25 protein-coding genes and 1 other RNA gene are annotated in these 19,951 nt (G+C 59.3%); 3 read left to right on the top strand and 23 right to left on the bottom strand.

The window, feature by feature from the left end; genetic code table 11:
* Nucleotides 1-248: 248 nt before the first annotated feature.
* The 3 genes from SERRSCBI_RS25330 to gbpA form a co-directional block, all read right to left on the bottom strand.
* Nucleotides 249-536: a cytochrome b gene (locus SERRSCBI_RS25330; protein WP_369795928.1), complete on the bottom strand. Its 288-nt coding sequence runs from the start codon at nucleotides 534-536 to the stop codon at nucleotides 249-251.
* On the bottom strand, nucleotides 476-688 hold the full coding sequence (locus SERRSCBI_RS25325; protein ID WP_369795927.1) for a hypothetical protein: 213 nt from the start codon (nucleotides 686-688) through the stop codon (nucleotides 476-478). The genes SERRSCBI_RS25330 and SERRSCBI_RS25325 overlap by 61 nt, the downstream gene beginning before the upstream one ends.
* 130 nt (nucleotides 689-818) lie before the next feature.
* Entirely contained in the window at nucleotides 819-2,246 is a 1,428-nt protein-coding gene (gene gbpA / locus SERRSCBI_RS05075) for an N-acetylglucosamine-binding protein GbpA (RefSeq protein ID WP_042783800.1), read from the bottom strand.
* A 257-nt stretch (nucleotides 2,247-2,503) separates the two neighbouring features.
* On the opposite strand from gbpA, the gene gspS reads away from it, so the two are divergent.
* A complete protein-coding gene (gene gspS, locus SERRSCBI_RS05070; RefSeq protein WP_033642100.1) occupies nucleotides 2,504-2,866 on the top strand; it encodes a type II secretion system pilot lipoprotein GspS in 363 nt (120 codons plus the stop codon).
* Here gspS and SERRSCBI_RS25220 read toward each other — a convergent pair.
* The 17 genes from SERRSCBI_RS25220 to ffs all read right to left on the bottom strand — a co-directional run bounded on the left by SERRSCBI_RS25220 (nucleotide 2,863) and on the right by ffs (nucleotide 15,959).
* Nucleotides 2,863-3,678 (bottom strand): A24 family peptidase, encoded by an 816-nt coding sequence (locus tag SERRSCBI_RS25220; protein ID WP_049866650.1) that lies wholly within the window; start codon nucleotides 3,676-3,678, stop codon nucleotides 2,863-2,865. The genes gspS and SERRSCBI_RS25220 overlap by 4 nt on opposite strands.
* A gap of 15 nt (nucleotides 3,679-3,693) precedes the next feature.
* Nucleotides 3,694-4,158 (bottom strand): type II secretion system protein GspM, encoded by a 465-nt coding sequence (gene gspM / locus SERRSCBI_RS05060; protein WP_042783799.1) that lies wholly within the window; start codon nucleotides 4,156-4,158, stop codon nucleotides 3,694-3,696.
* Nucleotides 4,155-5,288 (bottom strand): type II secretion system protein GspL, encoded by a 1,134-nt coding sequence (gene gspL / locus SERRSCBI_RS05055; RefSeq protein WP_042783798.1) that lies wholly within the window; start codon nucleotides 5,286-5,288, stop codon nucleotides 4,155-4,157. The genes gspM and gspL overlap by 4 nt, the downstream gene beginning before the upstream one ends.
* Nucleotides 5,289-5,291: 3 nt before the next feature.
* A complete protein-coding gene (locus SERRSCBI_RS25000; RefSeq protein ID WP_042783797.1) occupies nucleotides 5,292-5,813 on the bottom strand; it encodes a type II secretion system protein GspK in 522 nt (173 codons plus the stop codon).
* Nucleotides 5,814-5,882: 69 nt separating this feature from the next.
* A complete protein-coding gene (locus tag SERRSCBI_RS24995; protein WP_042783796.1) occupies nucleotides 5,883-6,191 on the bottom strand; it encodes a type II secretion system protein GspK in 309 nt (102 codons plus the stop codon).
* Complete coding sequence (gspJ, locus tag SERRSCBI_RS05040; RefSeq protein WP_042783795.1) at nucleotides 6,188-6,802, bottom strand: type II secretion system minor pseudopilin GspJ; 615 nt, start codon at nucleotides 6,800-6,802, stop codon at nucleotides 6,188-6,190. The genes SERRSCBI_RS24995 and gspJ overlap by 4 nt, the downstream gene beginning before the upstream one ends.
* Nucleotides 6,799-7,146, bottom strand: coding sequence for a type II secretion system minor pseudopilin GspI (gene gspI, locus SERRSCBI_RS05035; protein ID WP_042783794.1), 348 nt, complete (start codon nucleotides 7,144-7,146; stop codon nucleotides 6,799-6,801). The genes gspJ and gspI overlap by 4 nt, the downstream gene beginning before the upstream one ends.
* Nucleotides 7,058-7,633, bottom strand: a complete 576-nt coding sequence (locus tag SERRSCBI_RS23750; RefSeq protein WP_071883532.1) for a prepilin-type N-terminal cleavage/methylation domain-containing protein — start codon at nucleotides 7,631-7,633, stop codon at nucleotides 7,058-7,060. Before SERRSCBI_RS23750 ends, gspI begins: the two co-directional genes overlap by 89 nt.
* Nucleotides 7,630-8,058 (bottom strand): type II secretion system major pseudopilin GspG, encoded by a 429-nt coding sequence (gene gspG, locus SERRSCBI_RS05025; RefSeq protein WP_033644207.1) that lies wholly within the window; start codon nucleotides 8,056-8,058, stop codon nucleotides 7,630-7,632. Before gspG ends, SERRSCBI_RS23750 begins: the two co-directional genes overlap by 4 nt.
* 41 nt (nucleotides 8,059-8,099) lie before the next feature.
* Complete coding sequence (gspF, locus tag SERRSCBI_RS05020) at nucleotides 8,100-9,311, bottom strand: type II secretion system inner membrane protein GspF (protein ID WP_042783793.1); 1,212 nt, start codon at nucleotides 9,309-9,311, stop codon at nucleotides 8,100-8,102.
* Nucleotides 9,301-10,797, bottom strand: a complete 1,497-nt coding sequence (gspE, locus tag SERRSCBI_RS05015; RefSeq protein WP_042783792.1) for a type II secretion system ATPase GspE — start codon at nucleotides 10,795-10,797, stop codon at nucleotides 9,301-9,303. Before gspE ends, gspF begins: the two co-directional genes overlap by 11 nt.
* Nucleotides 10,794-12,683 carry a type II secretion system secretin GspD gene (gene gspD / locus SERRSCBI_RS05010; RefSeq protein WP_042785647.1) on the bottom strand — a complete coding sequence of 630 codons (1,890 nt, stop codon included), beginning with the start codon at nucleotides 12,681-12,683 and terminating at the stop codon, nucleotides 10,794-10,796. The genes gspE and gspD overlap by 4 nt, the downstream gene beginning before the upstream one ends.
* A gap of 126 nt (nucleotides 12,684-12,809) precedes the next feature.
* Nucleotides 12,810-13,313, bottom strand: a complete 504-nt coding sequence (locus tag SERRSCBI_RS05005; RefSeq protein ID WP_042783791.1) for a type II secretion system protein N — start codon at nucleotides 13,311-13,313, stop codon at nucleotides 12,810-12,812.
* 30 nt (nucleotides 13,314-13,343) lie between these two features.
* A complete protein-coding gene (locus SERRSCBI_RS05000) occupies nucleotides 13,344-13,787 on the bottom strand; it encodes a CadC family transcriptional regulator (protein WP_232230740.1) in 444 nt (147 codons plus the stop codon).
* Nucleotides 13,788-14,221: 434 nt separating this feature from the next.
* Complete coding sequence (locus SERRSCBI_RS04995; RefSeq protein WP_033642090.1) at nucleotides 14,222-14,716, bottom strand: FidL-like protein; 495 nt, start codon at nucleotides 14,714-14,716, stop codon at nucleotides 14,222-14,224.
* Entirely contained in the window at nucleotides 14,701-15,498 is a 798-nt protein-coding gene (locus SERRSCBI_RS04990; protein ID WP_033642089.1) for a winged helix-turn-helix domain-containing protein, read from the bottom strand. Before SERRSCBI_RS04990 ends, SERRSCBI_RS04995 begins: the two co-directional genes overlap by 16 nt.
* A gap of 364 nt (nucleotides 15,499-15,862) precedes the next feature.
* An RNA gene (gene ffs / locus SERRSCBI_RS23960) (signal recognition particle sRNA small type) lies at nucleotides 15,863-15,959 on the bottom strand.
* Between the two features lie 156 nt (nucleotides 15,960-16,115).
* On the opposite strand from ffs, the gene SERRSCBI_RS04985 reads away from it, so the two are divergent.
* On the top strand, nucleotides 16,116-16,430 hold the full coding sequence (locus SERRSCBI_RS04985) for an MGMT family protein (RefSeq protein WP_033642088.1): 315 nt from the start codon (nucleotides 16,116-16,118) through the stop codon (nucleotides 16,428-16,430).
* Nucleotides 16,431-16,494: 64 nt separating this feature from the next.
* Here SERRSCBI_RS04985 and SERRSCBI_RS04980 read toward each other — a convergent pair whose 3' ends face one another.
* The gene (locus tag SERRSCBI_RS04980; protein WP_033642087.1) at nucleotides 16,495-16,986 is read right to left on the bottom strand and encodes a YbaY family lipoprotein; all 492 of its coding nucleotides are present in this window, start codon (nucleotides 16,984-16,986) and stop codon (nucleotides 16,495-16,497) included.
* Between the two features lie 231 nt (nucleotides 16,987-17,217).
* On the opposite strand from SERRSCBI_RS04980, the gene tesB reads away from it, so the two are divergent.
* Nucleotides 17,218-18,081, top strand: a complete 864-nt coding sequence (gene tesB, locus SERRSCBI_RS04975) for an acyl-CoA thioesterase II (RefSeq protein ID WP_042783789.1) — start codon at nucleotides 17,218-17,220, stop codon at nucleotides 18,079-18,081.
* Nucleotides 18,082-18,171: 90 nt separating this feature from the next.
* Here the strand turns inward: tesB and amtB are convergent, their stop codons facing one another.
* Both amtB and glnK read right to left on the bottom strand, forming a co-directional pair.
* The gene (gene amtB, locus SERRSCBI_RS04970) at nucleotides 18,172-19,458 is read right to left on the bottom strand and encodes an ammonium transporter AmtB (RefSeq protein WP_042783788.1); all 1,287 of its coding nucleotides are present in this window, start codon (nucleotides 19,456-19,458) and stop codon (nucleotides 18,172-18,174) included.
* A gap of 35 nt (nucleotides 19,459-19,493) precedes the next feature.
* Nucleotides 19,494-19,832 carry a P-II family nitrogen regulator gene (gene glnK / locus SERRSCBI_RS04965; RefSeq protein WP_004940327.1) on the bottom strand — a complete coding sequence of 113 codons (339 nt, stop codon included), beginning with the start codon at nucleotides 19,830-19,832 and terminating at the stop codon, nucleotides 19,494-19,496.
* Nucleotides 19,833-19,951: the final 119 nt, after the last annotated feature.

Below are 19,951 nucleotides of genomic sequence, written 5' to 3'. Positions count from 1 at the left end.
CGGCTTCAATGTTCAAGTTGAATAGGTCATTTTCCTATTGACAACGGAATGTTAATTACACTCATCTTTGCCGTTAATAATAAATAGCAACAATTCTCGGTTAATGCCCGGGGTATTACGCCTTAACGCTATTCACGCGTGAAGACACTCGCCTCACATTGCCTGTGTGGTGCAAATCGCGGCGAATATCCCTGAGGCCATCGCTGCCACGCCGCCGCGCCGGGCGGCGTGATCCATCACCGCCAGGCTCAGAGCATGCGGCGCAAAATCGCCCGCCGGGCGAAACAGTGATGCTTAATCACCGCCGCGATGTGCAGCACAATCATGGCCGACAGCGCGATGCATGAATAACGGTGCACGGCGAAAAAGAAACGATTAACCTCAAGATTCGCAATCGGACGGGGGAAATCGATCGCGCCGAAAACCGCAAAGCCGTGCTCCAGCATGAGAAATCCGCTCAGCAACACCACGAAAATCAGCAGGTAGAATATTTCGTGCAGCAAATGCACCAACCCCTTCTCGTGCCCTTGCAGCATATCGCCATAAGGCACTTTAGGCCGGAAAAACGCCAGATAAAGCGCGCCGCCATCAGCGGTGTCAGCACCAAGGCCAACGACATATTGGTCACGGAGAAAAAGGCGAAGATGCGCGCATCCGTCATAAAATGCAGTGAATAACCCACGATCATGACGTAGATCATCACGGCGGCAATGCCCCAATGCAGTAACCGACTGAAAAGATCGTAACGGGCAGGTTCGTGTGACATAAAGCTCCTTTAAAAGCGGCCATCATTGGCCGCTTGACTATCCGATTCGCACTTATTTTTTCACGACCCAGGCGTCCTGCCAGTTGGATCCCACGCCCGGCTCAAACTGAGTCGCGCCGCTGTTCCACTGCATGCAGTAACCGCTGTAAGGGAAAGGTTTGCACTGATAAACCTTGCCGTCTTTCGGTTGCAGCACCGTGGTGCCGGCGGTGTATTTACTCAGCGCGTTCGGGAAGACGAAGTTGTAGTCGCCATTGCCGCCACCGCCGGTGGATTCAGCTTCCAGATTGAAGTTTTCGATATCCGGCTGAATGCTCTGCCCATTGTCGTTGCTGGCGATCACTTTCAGCATGTGGTGGCCCTCGCTGACGTTGTTCAGCGCGATGGTCAGCGGCTGGCTGGCGTCTTCCAGCGTCTCTTTCACGTAGCCTTTTTCCGTCTGGCCGTGATCGTAAACGCGCGCCTCAACGGTCAATTTGCCTTTAACCTCGGCATTGAAGGTCAGCTGAGCTTTACCGTCCTTGATCTTGGTGCTGGACAGGTTGCCGATGCGGATCTCTTCGGTGATAGCCGGCGTTTCTTCCTCATAGGAGATCACCACGCTCTTCATCGTGCTGCCTTGTTTGGCAAAGACCGCATTATTGCCAAACACCGGATTGACGTTGCCTTTACCGTCTTTCACCCCGGCACGCACCGCTTTCTGTTCGGCGTTGATCTTGCTGGCCAACGCGTGGCTCCAGCGGTTTTTGTCGGTCAGCGCCTCACTGTCGATCGCCAGCTCGGTTTTCATCGTCAGCACTTCACCGTCCGCATCGAAGAAGCGGGCGATCACCTTGTCGCCAACCTGCAGGTTTTTGCCGGTGAGAGAGCCTTGCAGCTGCTTGCGCCATTCGGACACGACGCCGTCGTCCTCGAAGTTGACGTCAACCACCTGATAGAAGCTGTTCACCGTGTCATTGATTTCCCACACGCCATAAATCACCTGATAGCCGGTTCTCTCCGGCACCACGCACTGGTGCACTTCGCGATCTTTTGGCGCCTGAGCATGGCCATCGACTTCACAGAACGGCTCTTTTTCGAAAGCCTCGCGCGACAGCGGCTTATTCACGTCCCAGTCTTGTTTGGTGATGTAATAACGCCAGTTATTGGTTTTGTGCTTGGCGGTGTGGTACCAGGTGAACGTCTGCGGTCCCGGCTTCATGGTGTTCAACGCCCAGACGTTGACGCCCTGACGATCCAGCGGCTCGAAACCGCCCACCCCGCCGCTGGCCAGCTGGCCGTCGCGCGGCGTCGCGCCGCCAGGGAAGCCGGAAACCTGCTCGACGCTCTGCGGTTCCCACTGCGCTCGGCCGCAGTCGGTGTTGCTGCCCAGCTTGCACTTGTAAGCGCGGCTCTCGGGCACTTCGATATAACCGTGCGACCAGGCGGCCGAGGAGGCAGTGAGCGCTGCCATCATCAGGGCGATTTTGGATAATTTCATTACGACTCCAGTTAAATTTATTGGATTCCAACTGAGTGAGAAGAAACTCAAAGAGATGCGGCGATACCGCGAGAGGAATAATAAGTAGAAGCCCTGAACGCCCGGCACTTAGAATGCATTAAAATAATAAAACCTAATGCCGTCAGAATATTAAACCGCATGATAAAGGGTTAAAATATTCCTGACCTCGTAAAGCGCCGCCATGCGGCGCAAGAAAATACCGACACCGCGCCAATTAATTCCACAGGGAAAATAACGTGACATTGAAAAACATCGCCACGGCGTTCATGGCATGCCTGCTGTTATCCGGCTGTCAGCACGCCGCCAAATCGGCCCCTGACGCCGCCATCCAGCGCGACCAGCTGTCATCGCTGGTCGGTGCCGGCCAGTTTCTGAGAGAACGCTGCAACCGCGCCGATATCCCGGCCAACGACCCACTCGCGGCGGCGGCGTTGCAGGCGGCGGAGAGAAAAGGCTGGGCGCCGGCGCTTAATCGCACCCAGTTGCTTGATGCAGGCAAAAACGTCGCCGCGCAGCTGGAGGCCGACGCCACGCCGTTGCAAGAGAAGTGCAGCGGACTCAACCGAACGCTGGCGCCGTTTTTAGCCCAGCTCCGTTAACCCGCCAGCGGTAGCGCAAGCCACTGGCAGGCTACCGCGCCGGCGCCCGCCGCCGCCAACCCCGGGCCGAAAGGCAGGGGCTGCGCCCCATCGCCGCCGCGCCACACCCGCAGCAGCAGCCACAGCAGGCTGCCGGTGGCGGCAAACAGCAGAATCGACGGCAAAACGGCATAGCCGCCCCAGGCGCCGAGCGCCGCCAGCAGTTTAAAATCGCCGTATCCCAGCCCCTCGCGTCCGGTCGCGAGACGAAATCCCCAATACAGCAGCCACAGCGTCAAATACCCCGCCAGCGCGCCGATGACCGCCGTCGGCAAAAATGCCGGGTGCGCCAGGCAATGCCACAACAGCCCGGCCCACAGCAGCGACAGCGTCAGGCAATCCGGCAACAGCTGACGCTCGCTGTCGATCGCCGCCAAGGCCAGCAGCAATGCAGCAAACGCCAACATGAAAAACCAATCCACACCGATGCCGACGCGCCAGGCCAGCGTTATTCCCATTAGCATCAGCAATAACTCCACCAGTGGATAACGGATGGAAATAGGCGTGCGACAATAACGACAGCGACCGCGCAACAGCAGCCAACTTAATAAAGGAATATTATCGAGCGCCGATATTTTCATTGTGCAACACGGGCAGAATGAACGCGGCAAAAAGAGATTAAATCGTTCGGCCTGCGCCATTTCCATTTCGCGCTCAAGCATGACAGGCAGCCGATAAACGACCACATTGATAAAACTGCCGATGCACAGGCTCAACACAGCGCTAAATAGCAGCCAGTGTTCATCGGCCACTGCGTTTATTGCGGATAGCATGGTTCTCTGGATCCTCTATTGTCGTCGCGTGGGTGACATCGCCGGTTGCGCCGTTACCCGCAGTTGGCTTATTTGCACCACACCCGGCGCCTGCCCCGCACGTTCTGCGGCGAGTGAGAGCACGCGGATCCCGTGCTCGCGTTGCAGGGCGGCCAGCCACGGCAACAGGCGTTCAAACGGCACGGGCGGCAGCGTGACCCGCACATCCCCTTCACTTTCCGTCAGTTCGGCGATGGCGATGCGATATGCCAGCGCACTCTGTCGCAGTCGCTCCGGCAGTTGCTCGCGCGCGGCGGCGCTCTGCGGCAAACGCGCCTGCAATTGTTGGATGACGCGCGCCTGCTCCCGCAGCGCCGCCAGCCGTTGTGCGTTTTTTTGCGCCTGTGAAAATTGATACAGGCAGTAGCCGCAGGCCATCAGCATCAACAGGCTTAACAGCACTGCCCGCCGCAGCGCCTTATCGCGCCAACCGATGTTCATCGCTCACCTCTCACCGTCAGGATCGCCTGGTTAGGCGCGCTTCCCTCGCTGAACGTCATGCTGACGCCACCGTCGTTGACCGGCGCCGGCAGCGGCGCGTCGTTTCTGTTTACCGTCACCACCAAACGATCGTCGGCAGCGTCGAAAGCCAGCGCCTGCAACTGCGGAGGTTCCCAGACAGCAAGCGCCTCGGCCGCGTAGGGCAACAGCCTGAACAGCTGCGGCGCATTCAGGGTGTCTTGCATACGCCGTGCCCACGCTTGCGCCGCCCGTTCGGCGAACGCCGGCGCGGTCTCGCCACTCGGCAGCAGGCGCTGAGTCAGCGCCGTTATCTGGCTTTCGCTCTGTCTGGCCTTCAATTGGTGATGCAAGCCCCCCACCAGCAGCGAACCGCTGAGCAGCAGCATCGCGCAGGCGGTCTTATCGGGCAGACGGCGCGGCCAGCGCACGCCCGGTTTGAAACGCCCCTGCAACAGCGTGGATGTGCTGTTCCAGGCCTCTTCCGCCAATCGCCACAGCGGATCCTCATCGATACGCGCCGTTTCCCAGCCCGCCGGCACCTCTCCGCCACTGTGCAGACACCAATCCGGCGTCGGCCACGGGACACTGTCCCCCCAGGCATCGGGCAACTGCATGCCCTGCATGCCCCCCGTTCGGAGCAGCCAGTGTCCGCGCCAGCGCAGTGCGCTGCATTGGTTCGGCAACGGCAACGCCAGCACGTCGGGCAGCAGGGCATCGACGCGAATGCCGCAGGCGTTGAGGCTATCAACCCACCCTTGCATCTGCGCCAGCGCAACGCCGGCGATAGTGAAATCGCGCTGCACCTTGCCCAGCACCGCCCAATGCATCTGCTCGACATCGGTTAACAATCCGGTCTCATGGGAGTACGCCAGCGCCAGCGGCGTCGCCTGCCGGGCCTTGCCCTGGAATGTCGTTTGTCTCAGCACCACATGACGGGCAGGCACCAGCACCACGACCCGGCTGCCCTGCGCCATAGCCGCCAACTCACTACCGCCTTCGGCCAGATCGAGGCGGGCGGCAAAGCGGCAGCGCGTCTCGCCGACGCGGCCCCAGCGCACATCGGCCATCGCATCATCGTCCAGCGCGATAAGCAGGATGGTGTTCGCCATCGTTTACCCTTCCCCTCTGTCGAACCGACGTCCGCTGACCGTGACGCCTGACGGGCCCGGCTGCAACGCGCTGACCAGCCGATAGCGCCCGTCGTTCAGCCTAAGCTGCAGCTGCGCAATCCAGCGGTTATCGTCGAAAATAAGTCGCTCGCCAAGGCCATCCTCGCCCAGCGCCTGCAGCGCTTTTTCCTGCGACAAAAACGCCAGCGTCTGCCAGCCATGCGGCGGACGGGCCGCCAGCAGCGCCCGCAGCCGCTCATCGCTCAGCGCGTTCATCAACATCGCCCGCAGCAGCGGCAGCTGAGCGTCGTTCACGGCGTCCGGATTGAGGCGCAGCTCGGCATCCGGCGCCGCACAAAGCAGCGGCGCAAGACGCAGATAAAGCTCGCGGTCGATGCCGGCCAGCTCCCGCAGCTCGCTGACATCCCCCATCAGATATCCTTCGCCATAGGCTCTGGCGACGATCGCATCGGCAATCGCGCCCGCCTGGGCAGCGGCGATCCCCTGATTGTTCAATAGCAGCATGAATATTCGCCTCTCCTTATTGGGGTTCCCCCTCGCTATCGCCGACATCCGCCGGGCCGGCGGCGCGGATCAGGGCGTTGAGGTTGAAACAGGCGTCAACGCGGCGCAGACGTATCGCCACTTCCCCTCTTCGGTGCGCATGCTGAAGGTCACCCCTGATGCCCCCCACGCCTTCCGCTGCTCTCCCGCCTGCTGCAGCCGCTGCCGGGCGTAGCTCTCGCCGCCCAGCAGCAACCATTTCGCCCGCAACCGATCCTGCTGAGACTGGGTGCGCGCCAGCGAACGCTGCCAGTTATCGTTGATATTGACCGCCACGATCGCCATCAGCGACATCATCAGCAACACCATCAACAGCGCCATACCGCGTTGTTTATTCATAATGGCCTCGCGGCGGGCAACGTGACGATGCGCCGAACTTCCCCCAGCGCGGGGGTGTCGATGGCGATCTCCACCGCCTGCGGCAGCAGCCCGCCGGCGCGCCAGGCCGTCAACCATTCGCCCTGCCGGTAAAAACGCAGTTGGAACCGCGTCACCTCAGACAGCAGCAGCACGCTGCGCGCCGCCGCCTGCGGGCTGCTCAAATTCGGGTAACTGAGGCGTTCGAGCCGCCCCTGCCGGTAGCGATACGCCACCCGCTCCTGCGTGGCGCGCGGCAATCGAGCCTGGGGGTTCGGCCAGCCGTTTCGGATCAGCAGCAGCTGAAAATCGCCGCCTTCCTCTCCCGCCGTCTGCAGCACCGCAAACTCCGGCGCCGCCGGCCAGCGTTTATCGCCGGTCGGCGCGCGCGCCTGCGCCTGCGTCAAATCGCGCTCGACGATCGCCAGCGCCCGTTGCAGCTGGGTCAACTGCGTCGATTTGCGCTGGGTGATTTCGTCGTTTTTCAGCACGCCTCTGAAGACCGTCAATGCGGTGAGCGACAGCATGGCGAACAGGGCGATGGCCAACAGCATTTCCACCAGCGTAAAACCCCGTTGCAAAGCGCGCTTCACGGCAACGCCCTGTAGGCGAGCATTTCCACCAGCGCATTGCGATCCTGCGGGGCGCGCCTGACTTCAATCGCGATCGCCCGCATCCCGGCGTCGCTGGTCTCCCGCCCGCGATAGCGCCAGTGCCAGGTTTCACCGGCCATCACCGTGGTGCCCGAATGCCAGGCGAGCGTCGGTGGGCGGGGATCGAGCTGCAGCAGCGTCAGCTGGTTGTCCGCCACCCACAGCGCCACGGTCTTGGCTTCGATCGCGCTCAGGCTACGCACCTGGCCGCCGGTGCTGTTGATCAGCGCCAGACAGCCGATGGCGAAGATCATCAGGGCCACCATCACTTCCAGCAGCGTCATGCCCTGCTGGCGTCTCATTTTCCGCGTCATTGCAACGAATGTCCGTCGTTTCAAATACAAAGTAACCGGGCGCCTGCAATCGCCACAGGCACTTGCCCTGCGATAGCTCCACGCTAAACGCCGTGGTTTCGCCCCCCGGATACAGCCACACCTGCGGCAGCGCCGCCTCTGCGGCGAGCGCGACGGTTTGCCCTTCAACGCTCAGCCGCAGCGCGACGCCGTCCGGCAGAGCGTACTGCTCCCGGCTCTCCCGCCCCGCTTCGGCGACGCTGCGCCAACCGCCGTCATCGAACGCCACGCCATACCTCACCCCTTCGCGCTCGGCCCGCTCGGCGAGAGCATTCAGCCAATGGCTCAATCGCTCCCCCTGCTGCGCCAACGGCTTCTCATCCGCTGGAAAACTCAGCATCACCAGGCCGCTGGTCACCCCCAGCAGCAGCAATACCAACATGGTCTCCAGCAGCGTAAAACCGCGTATGCGCCTCATGGCGCGTCGGCCACCCAGTTACCGATGTCATCATCGGTATCAGCGACACCGTCCGGCCCCAGCGTGAACACATCCAGCTTGCCATGGCGCCCCGGGTTGCGCAGACGATACGCTTGCCCCCAGGGGTCTTGCGGCAAGCGGCGGATATAACCGTCTTCGGGATAATTCCTTGGGATCGGCGCCAGCGTCGGCCGGGTCACCAGCGCCGCCAGCCCCTGCTCCGCGCTGGGATAACGGCCGTTATCCAGCTTGTACATATCCAGCGCGTTCTCCAGCGCGACGATATCGCTGGCGGCCTTTTGCCGATCGGCCTTCTCCTTGTTACCCATCAGGCTTGGGATGGTCAGGCTGGCCAACAGCCCCAGAATGACGATCACCACCATGATTTCCAGCAGCGTGAACCCACGCTGCCGGGACCTGCGCATATTGCTGATATGAATCACTTTACTCTCCATTAATGGCATGATTAGCCGACCATATTATTGAGCTGCAATATCGGCTGCAGGATGGCCAGAATGATAAACAGCACCGAACCGGCCATCGCGATCACCAATAAAGGCTCAAACAGCCCCAGCGCCAGCGTGATTTGCCGGCTGAAGGCCTCCTGCTGCATCGCCGCCGCCCGTTCGAGCATCATGTCCAGTTCGCCGCTGCGCTCGCCGGACATGATCATGTGTCGCATCATCGGCGAGAACAGCGCGGTGCCTTCAAGCGACGGCGACAATCCTTCCCCCTCTCGCACCCGCTCCATTGCCGCCAGCAGGCGCTCACGGGCAGCCTCGTTGCCCAACACGCCGGCGCTGATGCGCATCGCCTCCAGCAACGGCACGGCGCTGGCGTTCAAAATGCTCAGCGTTTTGGCGTAGCGCGCGGTATTCACCGCCAGCGACAGCTTGCCGACCACCGGCAGCCGCAGGATGAACGCATGCCAGCGTGCGCGCCGCGCCGGATCCCGCAGGCGATAACGGAAAGCGCCAAGGCCCGCCAGCGCCGCCATCAACACCGCCGCCCCCCATTGGCGCAATCCGTCGCTGGCGCCAAGCAGCATCCGGGTCGACAGCGGCAAGGTCTGCTTCATATGCACAAACTGTTCGATCACCTTCGGCACCACTGCCGTCAGCAAGATAGCCACCACGCCAATCGCCACCGCCGTCAGCACCATCGGGTACACCAACGCCTGCACGATCTTGTTCTTCATGTGCTGGCGCTGTTCGACATAGTCAGCCAGCCGTTCCAGCACCGGCCCCAGATGGCCGGCAATCTCACCGGCCGCCACCATGGCGCAATAGAGACGGTCAAAAATCTGCGGATACTGCCCCAGCGCCTGCGCCAGCGGGAAACCCTCCAGAATGCGCTGCCTCACCTGAGTCAACGCCGCCTGCAGGCCTTTTTTCTCCGTTTGCCGCGCCACCGCCATCAGCGCCTCTTCCAGCGGCAGCGCGGCAGACAGCAGCGTCGCCAGTTGCCGGGTGAGCAGCGCCAGATCGCCGCTGCTCACGCCGCTCATCCAACGGCCGGCGAGCAGGCCGGCAAGAGCGGATCGCCTGCGCGCCTGCACCGCCAGCACCAGCCACCCCTTCTCACGCAGCCGATCGCGAGCCTGGCGCAGAGAATCCGCCTCCAACACGCCACGCCGGGCGCGCCCCTCACGATCGCAGGCGCGATAATCAAACTTCATCGCTATCCCCTTCGCGCGTCACCCGCAACACTTCTTCCAGGCTGGTCTCTCCGGCGCACATTTTGGCGATCCCATCCTGGCGCAGCGGCTGATAGCGCTCCCCGGCCAGCCTGGCGATGTCCAGCTCACCGTCGCTACGGTGGATTGCCCTGCGCATCGGTTCATCCAGCACCAACAGTTCATGCAAACCGATTCGGCCGCGATAGCCCTGCCCGCCGCAGGCCTCGCATCCTATCGGGCGCCAGCAGGTCAGCGCCTGCGTCGACGCCAGCCCCAGTTGGCGCCGCTGCGCGTCAGGCAGCGCATAAGGCTCGCGACAGTGCGGGCAAAGCCGGCGCACCAGGCGCTGCGCCAACACGCCGCTCAGCGAGCTGGAAAGCAAAAACGGTTCAACGCCCATGTCCCGCAGCCGGGTCACGGCGCCGATCGCCGTGTTGGTATGCAGGGTCGACAGCACCAGATGCCCGGTCAATGAGGCCTGCACCGCGATCTGCGCCGTTTCACCGTCGCGGATCTCGCCGATCAACACCACATCGGGATCCTGACGCAGCAGCGCGCGCAGCCCGCGCGCGAAGGTCATGTCCACCTTGGGGTTCACCTGCGTCTGCGCGATGCCGGCCAGTTCATACTCGACGGGATCTTCGATCGTCATGATGTTGCGCTGTTCGTCATTGATCTGGTTCAGCAAGGTATAGAGCGTGGTGCTCTTGCCCGAACCGGTCGGGCCGGTGATCAGAATAATGCCGTGCGGCTGGCGGATCAGGCGCAGCAACGCCTGTTGATGCGCCGCCGCCATGCCCAGGCTGGGCAGTTCGAGCCGCACGCCCTGTTTATCCAACAGGCGCATGACCACGCGCTCGCCGTGGCTGGCCGGCATCACCGACACCCGCACGTCGATCGCCCGCCCGCCAACCTTCAGCGCCATGCGCCCATCCTGCGGCACGCGCTTCTCGGCGATATCCAGCTTCGACATGACCTTGATGCGCGACACCAGCAGCGCCGCCAGCTTGCGCTGCGGCGCCAGAATGCGGCGCAGCGCGCCGTCGATGCGAAAACGGATCACCAGCTCACTCTCGTAGGTTTCGATGTGAATATCGGAGGCGCGCTCTTTGATCGCCTCACTCAGCAAGGCGTTAATCAGGCGGATAATCGGCGCATCGTCCTGTTCGTCCAACAGGTCTTGCTGCTGCGGCAGCTCTTCCGCCAACGCATAGAAATCCAGTTCGCCGCCCAGATCGTCGATCATTTTCTGCGCCTGGCCGCTTTCCCGCTGATAGTGCGCCACCAACCGTTGTTCAAAGGCCTCCGTGTCCAGCCGGGCCAGCGTCGGCTCACCGGGCAGGCAGCGGTACGCCTCCATCAACGCGGCCTGGCTGGTCTCGGGGTGACAATACAGTTGGATGCCGCTCTGCCCGTCGACGGCCAGCACGCCATGCTGCCGCGCCCAGCCAAAAGGCAGCCGCGCCCCCACAGAACGGGGCTTCACGGGCGCGCTCCGCGCGAATAAAACGCCTCGATACGCGCGACGGTGGCGAGGAACGCCCGATTGTCGATCGCCTTCTTATCGCCGGCGATCTCGCTGCGCAGTGCGTTATTCAGCTCACGATCGTCCTGCTGCTCGGCGTCGAACTTGCCTAACTTGCGCTGGCTCTGCCGGGCATACCCCTCGGTGCTGCGAATGATGGTCGGGCGGATAAACAGCATCAAATTACGCTTGCTCGCTTTGGTGGCGTTCGAGCGAAACAGCGCCCCCACCAGCGGGATCTTGCCCAGGATCGGCACGCTGCTCTCCAGCTCCGAGTTGGACTTGTCCAGCAGTCCGCCCACCACCACGGTCTCACCGCTGTCCACCAGTACCGTGTTGTTGACCGTGCGGATATTGAAGGTCGCCCCCAGCGAATCCGGCGTGGCGCCGGCGCTGTCGGCAACGCTGGAGACCTCCTGCTCGATCTGCATCAGCACGGACTGGCCCTGATTGATCTGCGGTTTGACCTTGAGCTTGATGCCCACCGTTTTGCGCGACACGGTATTGAAAACGTTATCGCTATTAGTGGTTTGCGAACCGGTGAGGATCGGCACATCCTGCCCGACGCTGAACTCCGCCTCGGCGTTATCGAGCGTAACGATGCTCGGCGTAGCCAGGATATTGTTTTGGTTGTTGCTGGCGATGGCGGACAGCAATACGCCCCAGTTGCCGCTGTAGAAACCGGTCATCAGGCCGTTGGCCTTGCCGAACACATCGCTCATGCCGTTTTCGAACCCCGCCGAGATGCCGGGCGCCTGGCCGGCGAATTGCGTGCCGCCGCCGTATTTGTTGGCCCACTGCACGCCGATGTTCAGCCCCTGCCCATCCTGCACTTCGACGATCACCGCTTCGACCAGCACCTGCGCGCGCCGTACATCCAGCTTGGCGACCACCGCCTCCAGATCGCGCATCACGTCCGGCGCGGCGGTGATGATCAGCGCATTGGTCTGCTCATCGGCCTTGATCACCACATTTTTCAACAGCGCCACGTTGGCGGCGGCGCTCTCTTTCTCGTTTTGCAGGCCCGCGCTCACGCCGGTCAGCACCTCGACCAGGCTCTGCGCCTTGGCGTATTTGAGCGGAATGACCTGGGTATTGCCTTGGGTGACACTCTTGTTATCCAACTGCTCAATCAGTTCTTTGGCGTGTTCGCGGGCCCGATCGTCCCCGGCGATCATCACGCTGTTGGTGCGCTCATCCGCCACCAGCCGCAGCGAGCCTGCCCCGGCCATACGCCGTTTGCCCTCTTCGCGAAACAGTTCGTTCACCATCCGCGCGATCTCCGGCGCCGCCGCATGCTTCAGCGCGAAGGTCTCCACCTGATTGCCGTCGTCCTGATCCATCTCCCTCACAAGGTCGAGCAGGCCGTTGACCACCCCGGCTCGGCCGGTGATCAACAGCGCATTGCCCTGCTCGTAATGCGCCACGCTGCCCACGCCGATGCTGTCGTTAAGCTGGCGCAAGATCGGAGAAACGTCTTTGGCCGCGATATTGCGCAGCGGCACCACGCGCATCACCACTTCATCCCCTTCGGCGATCGCCTCGCCGCCGCTTTGCGACAGCGCGGCTCTTTTTCCCTCTTTGGCGGCGATCACCTTCAGGACATTGTTGGGCATGCCGATGACCGTATAGCCGTAGACGTCCAGCACATTGAGAAAGAACTGGTAATATTGCTTCTCGTCGAGCTGTTCGTAGCTGCGCACCGTAACCTTACCTTTCACCGCCGGATCGATAATGATGGTCTTGCTCAGGTTTTTACTGACCGTATTGATAAATTCCTGAATGTCCGTGCCTTTGAAATTGGCGGAGAATTGCTCCGCACGCGCCAGGCCTCCCAGGGCAATCATGACGGCCACCGCCGCTAACGCGCGCCATAAACCGGCGCTCCAGCCTGCGCGGGAACGAAAAATAAAATGCGTCATCACAGTGTTGCCTTATGCTGTAAAACACCCCACGCCGAAGCGGCGCGCCGGCTACTCTTTAAACGTCAGCGCGGCGTAATAACCGTTTTCATCGAGCAGTATTTTGTTTTTTAATATCCGCACGATAACGGCATTGCTGCCGACCAGCCGGTCGCCAACGCCATACCCGGTTTGCTTACCGCCATGTTCCACTATAACCAGGCTTTTTTCGGCGTTATCACTGAACAGCAGACCGGTTATCTTGCCGAGCGCCGCGGCCTCCGGCGCGTTAGCCAGCAGCTCGGCGCCGATCGCCCACTCGCCGACCTTATACCCGCGCGCCTTTTCGCCGCTTTTCGCCGCCTGATAGCGGCCAAACCAGTGTGCGTCGTTAATTTTCTCGATGTCATCTTCCTGGGGAAAGACGCCATGGCGCACTTGCTCACGCCCACTTTCAAGGTGCGGCTCAACGGGTTCGTTATTCACGGTTATCATTCGCCACACCTGAGAAAGCATGAACGTCAAATTAGCCAGGAAGAAAAGTAGAATAAAAAAGTCTATTAACCGCTTGCTCACTGGCCCCCCGGTTATTCAACGGCGCCAACGCTAAGCGGAAATGCCCAACACCATCGCCACGGAAAACAGCAGCGTGATGGCCAGCGCCACTTTATAATTCACGGCATCCAGCCACGTTCGCCGCTGTTTATTAGCCGCCGGTGCCAAGCATTGCACCCGCGTATTCGCGCGTTCGCAGGCCTGGAAACTCAGCATCACGCCAAATCGGGGAATGGTTTTGATCACCTCGCCCGGAATACCGTGGCGGGAGAGCAAAGCGCGGCATTGGAATATCATTTGATAATAGTTATTGTCGCTGATGGTCTCATGGTTGCAGAACCAGACTGCGCGAATAATGTCATTTTTCTTATAGATGCCACTCAACAGGCACAGCATGAAACGCCGCTGCAATTCGGTCATTTCGATGAGCACATTCTCTTTTTTAAATAACAGCGTCTTTTCATTGTTGTTTAAGATCACTAACTCATTTTCCAACAGAGTCTCGTTCAGGGCAATGCTATGTATGTCCATCTCTCGCCTATCAGTTTAATGAAGTCCAAAGGCTCCCTGTGCCATTACCTTTGCACGCATGCGGCAGATGCATTTTCAACGCAAATAAGTGATTCGCCGTGTTAAGAGCCGGCTCAATTAATCATGTTAAAAATATTCATGCAACTTATTTATTTAAAATAAACAATATAAAATTAATCTAACAAAACAACACAAGCCTAAAGCCATTAAGTCATTTAAAAACATAGTGATAGAAGAATTTATAAAATAAGTGAACCGCCATTAAATTCGATTAGTGATGCGAAAAATAGACAATGACCGATAATAACTCATGTTATTAGTTGTGCGCTAAAAAGACGGCGGAACGCTATAAACGGCAAATAAAATACATCTTTATCGGAGGGGCAATAAAGTAAACGTCAGGATTCAATATTGCATAAGAACATCGGCGAATAGGCATTGCTAAACATCAACGTGTTTTTATCAATGCTGCGAATATGATAAAACGTCGACTCATTGCTGAAAAAGTAGGTATAAATCTCTTCCGGCAAGGTATCACGCGGCGAATAGTTGACCTCGCCGTACTGAAATCGATAAAAACTCCCCTGCGAAACATAGCTGAAGTTAACCCGCCGATTGACGAAGTATTTCTTTTCACCGTCGTTGGCTAACCCCGACAGGACCATCACGCCCTTATCGCCGGACAAAAAGATATAGTTTATTTTCAGCGACAGCTGAATGTCGTTATGGGCCGCCTGCGCGTCCAGTGAATTGAAATAATTGAACGTGGCGTTCGCTTCACAGGAAAAATCACTGAAGTCATGATGGCTGCGTATCAGGGAATACATCACGCTGCCGGTCAACACGCACAGGCCGACCAGCGTGGCTGACAGAATATTTAACTTTTTTTCCATGCCCGAATGTACTCGCTCTCACAGTTATGCAAAACAGCCGCACTGTCCTTCGTGCATTTGGCGATAAACTGGCGTCCGCTGTCTTCATTGGCATTTTGAGAACGGTTAACCTTGGTAATGACGACCTCGCCGGATCGGCAATGCCGGCCATACAAATCTTTCCTGACCAGAAACTGCAAGTAGCCGTCCTGGTGATTCGCCAAAAAATGGCCGGCATAGTAGATCGGGCAACCGTTCACCGTGCCGACGTAGGACAATACCTGCTTCTTTTCACTGTCGCGATGGTGCTTGTAATAGATGAAGCACAGCGCCAGAAAAGATAAGGGTACGACGATCGATAAACTGCGCAGCAGAATAAAAAAATAGTGATGGGTGTTTTTTGTCGTTGCGGCAGGTGACGCCAACGTCACCGCGGCATCGGCAAGCTGAGGGGGCTCGGGTAAATCAATCCGCAGTCGGTCGACAGGTATTATTCGATTAAGTCTATACCCCTTTTTGGATAGGGTAACGATGAGACGCTCGTTGAAACCGACAGATGTCAATGCGCGTCGGGTCAGGCTGATATATTGATTTAACGTCGCGGAAGAGGCGCTCAAGCCGTGATCGGTCCAAACCTGCTGCAACAGCGTCTCGCGGCTCACCGTCTCATGGCCGTGTTCAAGCAAGCATTTGAATACTCTGGCATTGACGCTGGATAAGAAAACTTCCCGCCCCTTCTTTAAACTTTTCAATGAACCGTTTTCAGTATTAAATGTAATATCTTTATCAATGATATAAATCATGTTTAGCCTGACAGCGCACACGGGTTATTATTTAAACTTATTGAGCCAGTTCGACGACCGCCGCTAAGCGCGGATAGTTTTTTCGCACAGAGAAAAACAATACTAACGTCATCCCAACAGGTGCGCAACTTTAAGAATTTTCCCCATCTCTCCATCCTTATTTGTCCCACAAATGGCGGTATACGCGTTATTTTTTCGCCGTCATCGGATCTGTTGGCAACAATACATTTCTATCAGGGGGATAAAGGCTAAAACGGTGCAGAGGGCACGCTTCGCGATCGCGAGGTGAAAGTAACGCCTGTTCAGCGTATCGACTTGATGAATAACGGGGAAGAGCGTTTTGCGGGACGCAAATGGGTGGGGACCCTGCCAGCTACATCCCGGCACACACGTCACCTGCTGCGGCTGCTTCCTTCCGGACCTGACCGAGTTCACAAGTTAGTGTTGCGGGAGAACCAACAGGGCCCCCATTGACGGCTTCTGTACTCCGAAGCGGTGGGCATTATCGGCGATGCCCCATCAAATAGCAAGCCAACCCGGGCCAACCGCTGTTTTCTTGCCCACCTGCATTGTGGCACACTCTCCGCCTGGGTTTTGACTCGCGCAGGAACTGCAACATGCAACCAGAAGACGCCTCTTTCAGCCAGCGGGTATTCCATATCGTGGCCGCTATTCCGTACGGCAAAGTCACCACCTACGGTGAAGTCGCCCGTCTGGCCGGTTCGCCGCGCGCCGCGCGTCAGGTCGGCGGCGTGCTGCGGCGTTTGCCGGAAGGCAGCACGCTGCCGTGGCACCGCGTAATCAACCGGCACGGGCAAATCTCGCAACAGGGGGAGGATTTTCAACGGCAACGGCAGGCATTGCTGGCGGAGGGGATTATTTTCGGCCCGCACAGCACGGTCGATTTCGATCGCTACGGCTGGCGCTGGTAAAACAAAACAGCCTTTGGCCGAAGCGCAAAGGCTGTTGATTGGGTCTTGCCGTACCGCAGCAGAATTACTGCATCGCGCTTGGCGCAGCCTGCATCGGCACGCCCTGCACCGGAACCAGCAGCAGATCGGCGCGGGTGCCGTTGCGGTTAACCACTTCCTGGATCGTGTCGGTAATGAACATCAGTCGCCCGTTGACCGTCACCGCCGCGCTCAGAATGATGCGCGCATTCGGTTGGATATCAGACGGGTTGTACGGCAGCGTAAAGTTGAACGGCGCTTGTTGCCCTTCGGTACGTATCGCGCGCTGTGCAATCACTTTGGACGGCGCATCCGCCAGCGAGGCATCAGAGAGGGTGACAGTCAGTACGGCGTCCGGCGGCAGCGCAATGCGCTGACGTATATTAACCGAACCTGTCACCGCCGGCCCCTGAATCTGCGTTTGCGCAGCCGCCGGGTTGCCGGCCGCCGGTGTAGGCACATCAGCACTCTTTTGCGCGCATCCTGCCAGCGTGATCGTCAGTGCTGCGGCACCGCCTACGATTTGCCAGAGTTTCATGGATCGGTCTCCTTTTTTATTATCAACACGTTGGTGGCTTTCACCACCTCACTCATTAAACTTAGCACAAAACACTGATAAATCCACTTTGCCCCGCCTATTAATCACTTAGCCAGCCCAACGCGCTCACTATTAAGAGCATTCTCATCGGCCCTTTAACGCAAGATATTGACGCCGCGCCGTGATATTCCGCACACTGCGCAAAATGATTATTAGAAAGGTAACAATTTTATGAGCCAGGCATTGCAAAACCTCCTCGATCTGCTGGATCTGGAGAAAATCGAAGAAGGGCTGTTCCGCGGCCAAAGCGAAGATCTGGGGCTGCGTCAGGTGTTCGGCGGGCAAGTGGTCGGCCAGGCGCTGTACGCCGCCAAACAGACGGTGCCGGACGAGCGCAGCGTGCACTCGTTCCACAGCTACTTCCTGCGCCCGGGCGACAGCAGCAAGCCGATCGTCTACGACGTAGAAATCCTGCGCGACGGCAACAGCTTCAGCGCCCGTCGCGTCAGCGCCATCCAGCACGGCAAACCTATCTTCTATATGACCGCCTCCTTCCAGAGCCCGGAAGAAGGTTTCGAGCACCAGAACCAGATGCCGGACGTCCCGCCGCCGGAAGGGCTGCTGTCCGAATCAGAGATTGCTCAGAAGCTGGCGCCGATGTTGCCGACCAAAGTACGCGAAAAATTTATCGGTCAGAAGCCGATCGAAATGCGCCCGGTGAAATTCCACAACCCGTTGAAGGGCAGCGTGGAAGAACCGCATCGCTACGTGTGGTTCCGCGCCAACGGCAGCATGCCGGACGATGCGCGCATCCACCAATATCTGCTGGGCTACGCATCGGACTTTAACTTCCTGCCGACGGCGCTGCAGCCGCACGGCGTCGGCTTCCTCGAGCCGGGCATGCAGGTGGCCACCATTGACCATTCGATGTGGTTCCACCGCCCGTTCCGCATGGATGATTGGCTGCTGTACGCGGTGGAAAGCTCCTCCGCCTCCGGCGCACGCGGCTTTGTGCGCGGCCAGATCTACACCCGCGACGGCGTGCTGGTCGCCACCACCGTACAGGAAGGGGTGATTCGCCAACGCGACGCCTGATTTGCGGCATAAAGAAAGGGGCGATGTTTCCATCGCCCCTTTTTGCTTCATCATTATTTTCGTATTTAGCGCACTGCCCTGCTTCGAGTCTTACTGGTTGTAGGCGCTCTCGCCGTGGCTGTTGACGTCCAACCCTTCGCGCTCCTGCTCTTCCGGCACTCTCAGCCCCACCATCGCGCCCGCGATCTTGAAGGCGATAAAGGCGGCGACGCTTGACCACACCAGCGTAATCACGACGCTCAGCAGCTGGATCCACACCTGATGCCCCATCGTCACCCCTTCGGCATAGCCGGTGCCGCCGAGGGAAGAAGCGGTGAACACGCCGGTCAGCAGACAGCCGACGATGCCGCACACGCCGTGCACGCCGAACACGTCGCAGGTGTCGTCCACTTTCAGCCATTTCTTCAACGTCACTACGCCCCACAGGCCTGCGACGCCCCCCACCAGGCCGATGATCAACGCGCCGCCCACGCCCACGGTGCCCGCCGCCGGCGTAACGGCAACCAGCCCGGCGATCATGCCGGAGCAGGCGCCCAGCAACGAAGGCTTGCCGCGCAGCACCCACTCGGCGAAGGTCCAGGACAGAATGGCGCCCGCAGTAGCCACCACAGTGTTCAGGAATGCCAAGGCCGCGATGCCGTTAGCCGCGCTGGCGGAACCGGCGTTAAAGCCGAACCAGCCGATATACAAGATGGACGCGCCGGTAAACACCATCGGCAGGTTATGCGGTTTGAACGCCTCTTTACCGAAGCCGGCGCGTTTGCCGAGCAGATAGGCGCCGATCAGCCCGGCGCTGGCGGCGTTGATGTGCACCACGGTGCCGCCGGCGAAGTCCAGCGCGCCGTCGGTGGCCAGATAGCCACCGCCCCACACCATGTGCGCGATCGGCAGGTAAGACAGGGTGAACCACACGATCGCGAAGATCAGCACCGCCGAGAAGCGAATGCGTTCGGCGAAGCCCCCCACCACCAGCGCCACGGTAATGCAGGCGAAGGAGGCCTGGAAAGCGACATGGATCATCTGGCTGATGCTGCCGGTGACGCTGTCGATGCCGATGCCTTTCAGCATCGCCGTCTGGAATCCGCCGAACACCGCATTGCCTTCGCTGAACGCCAGGCTGTAGCCATACAGCACCCACAGCACGCAGACCAGCGCGAAGGTGACGGTAACCTGCGTCAGCATCGACAGCACGTTTTTGCCGCGCAGCAGGCCGCCGTAAAACAGCGCGATGCCGGGCAGCGTCATGAACAGCACCAACGCGGTGCAGATCATCATAAAGGCGTTGTCGGCCTTATCGGCGACCGCCGGGGCGGCCAGGGCCAAAGAAGGAACCAGGGTTACCGAACTCAGGCCCAACATGGATAACAGTCTTTTCATTATCAATCATCCCCATCACTTAACTGAGTTCGCGGTTACAGTGCCGATTCGTCGGTTTCGCCGGTGCGAATACGGATCACGCGTTGCAATTCGGCAACGAAAATTTTGCCGTCGCCGATTTTGCCGGTGTAGGCGGCTTTGCTAATGACATCAACCACTTCATCCAACTGATCGTCGGCGATGGCGATATCGATTTTGACCTTGGGCAGGAAATTGACGTTATATTCGGCGCCGCGATACAGCTCGGCGTGCCCTTTCTGGCGGCCAAAGCCCTTCACTTCGGTTACGGTCAACCCCTGAATGCCCACGGAGGACAAGGCCTCGCGCACGTCCTCCAGCTTGAACGGTTTGATTACCACGGTCACCAGCTTCATATTGCCTCTCCACGAATTAAGCCCAAACTCACCCCGGTACGCCTCATATGTAGCAAGGGCTGTGCCAAATTTTATTTTGCATGGCGATTCAGCGGATTAGCGGGCACGCGGGCGCCGCC

This window comes from Serratia sp. SCBI (assembly GCF_000747565.1).
Lineage (GTDB): Bacteria > Pseudomonadota > Gammaproteobacteria > Enterobacterales > Enterobacteriaceae > Serratia > Serratia ureilytica.
This window is presented reverse-complemented; position numbering and strand designations above follow the sequence as displayed.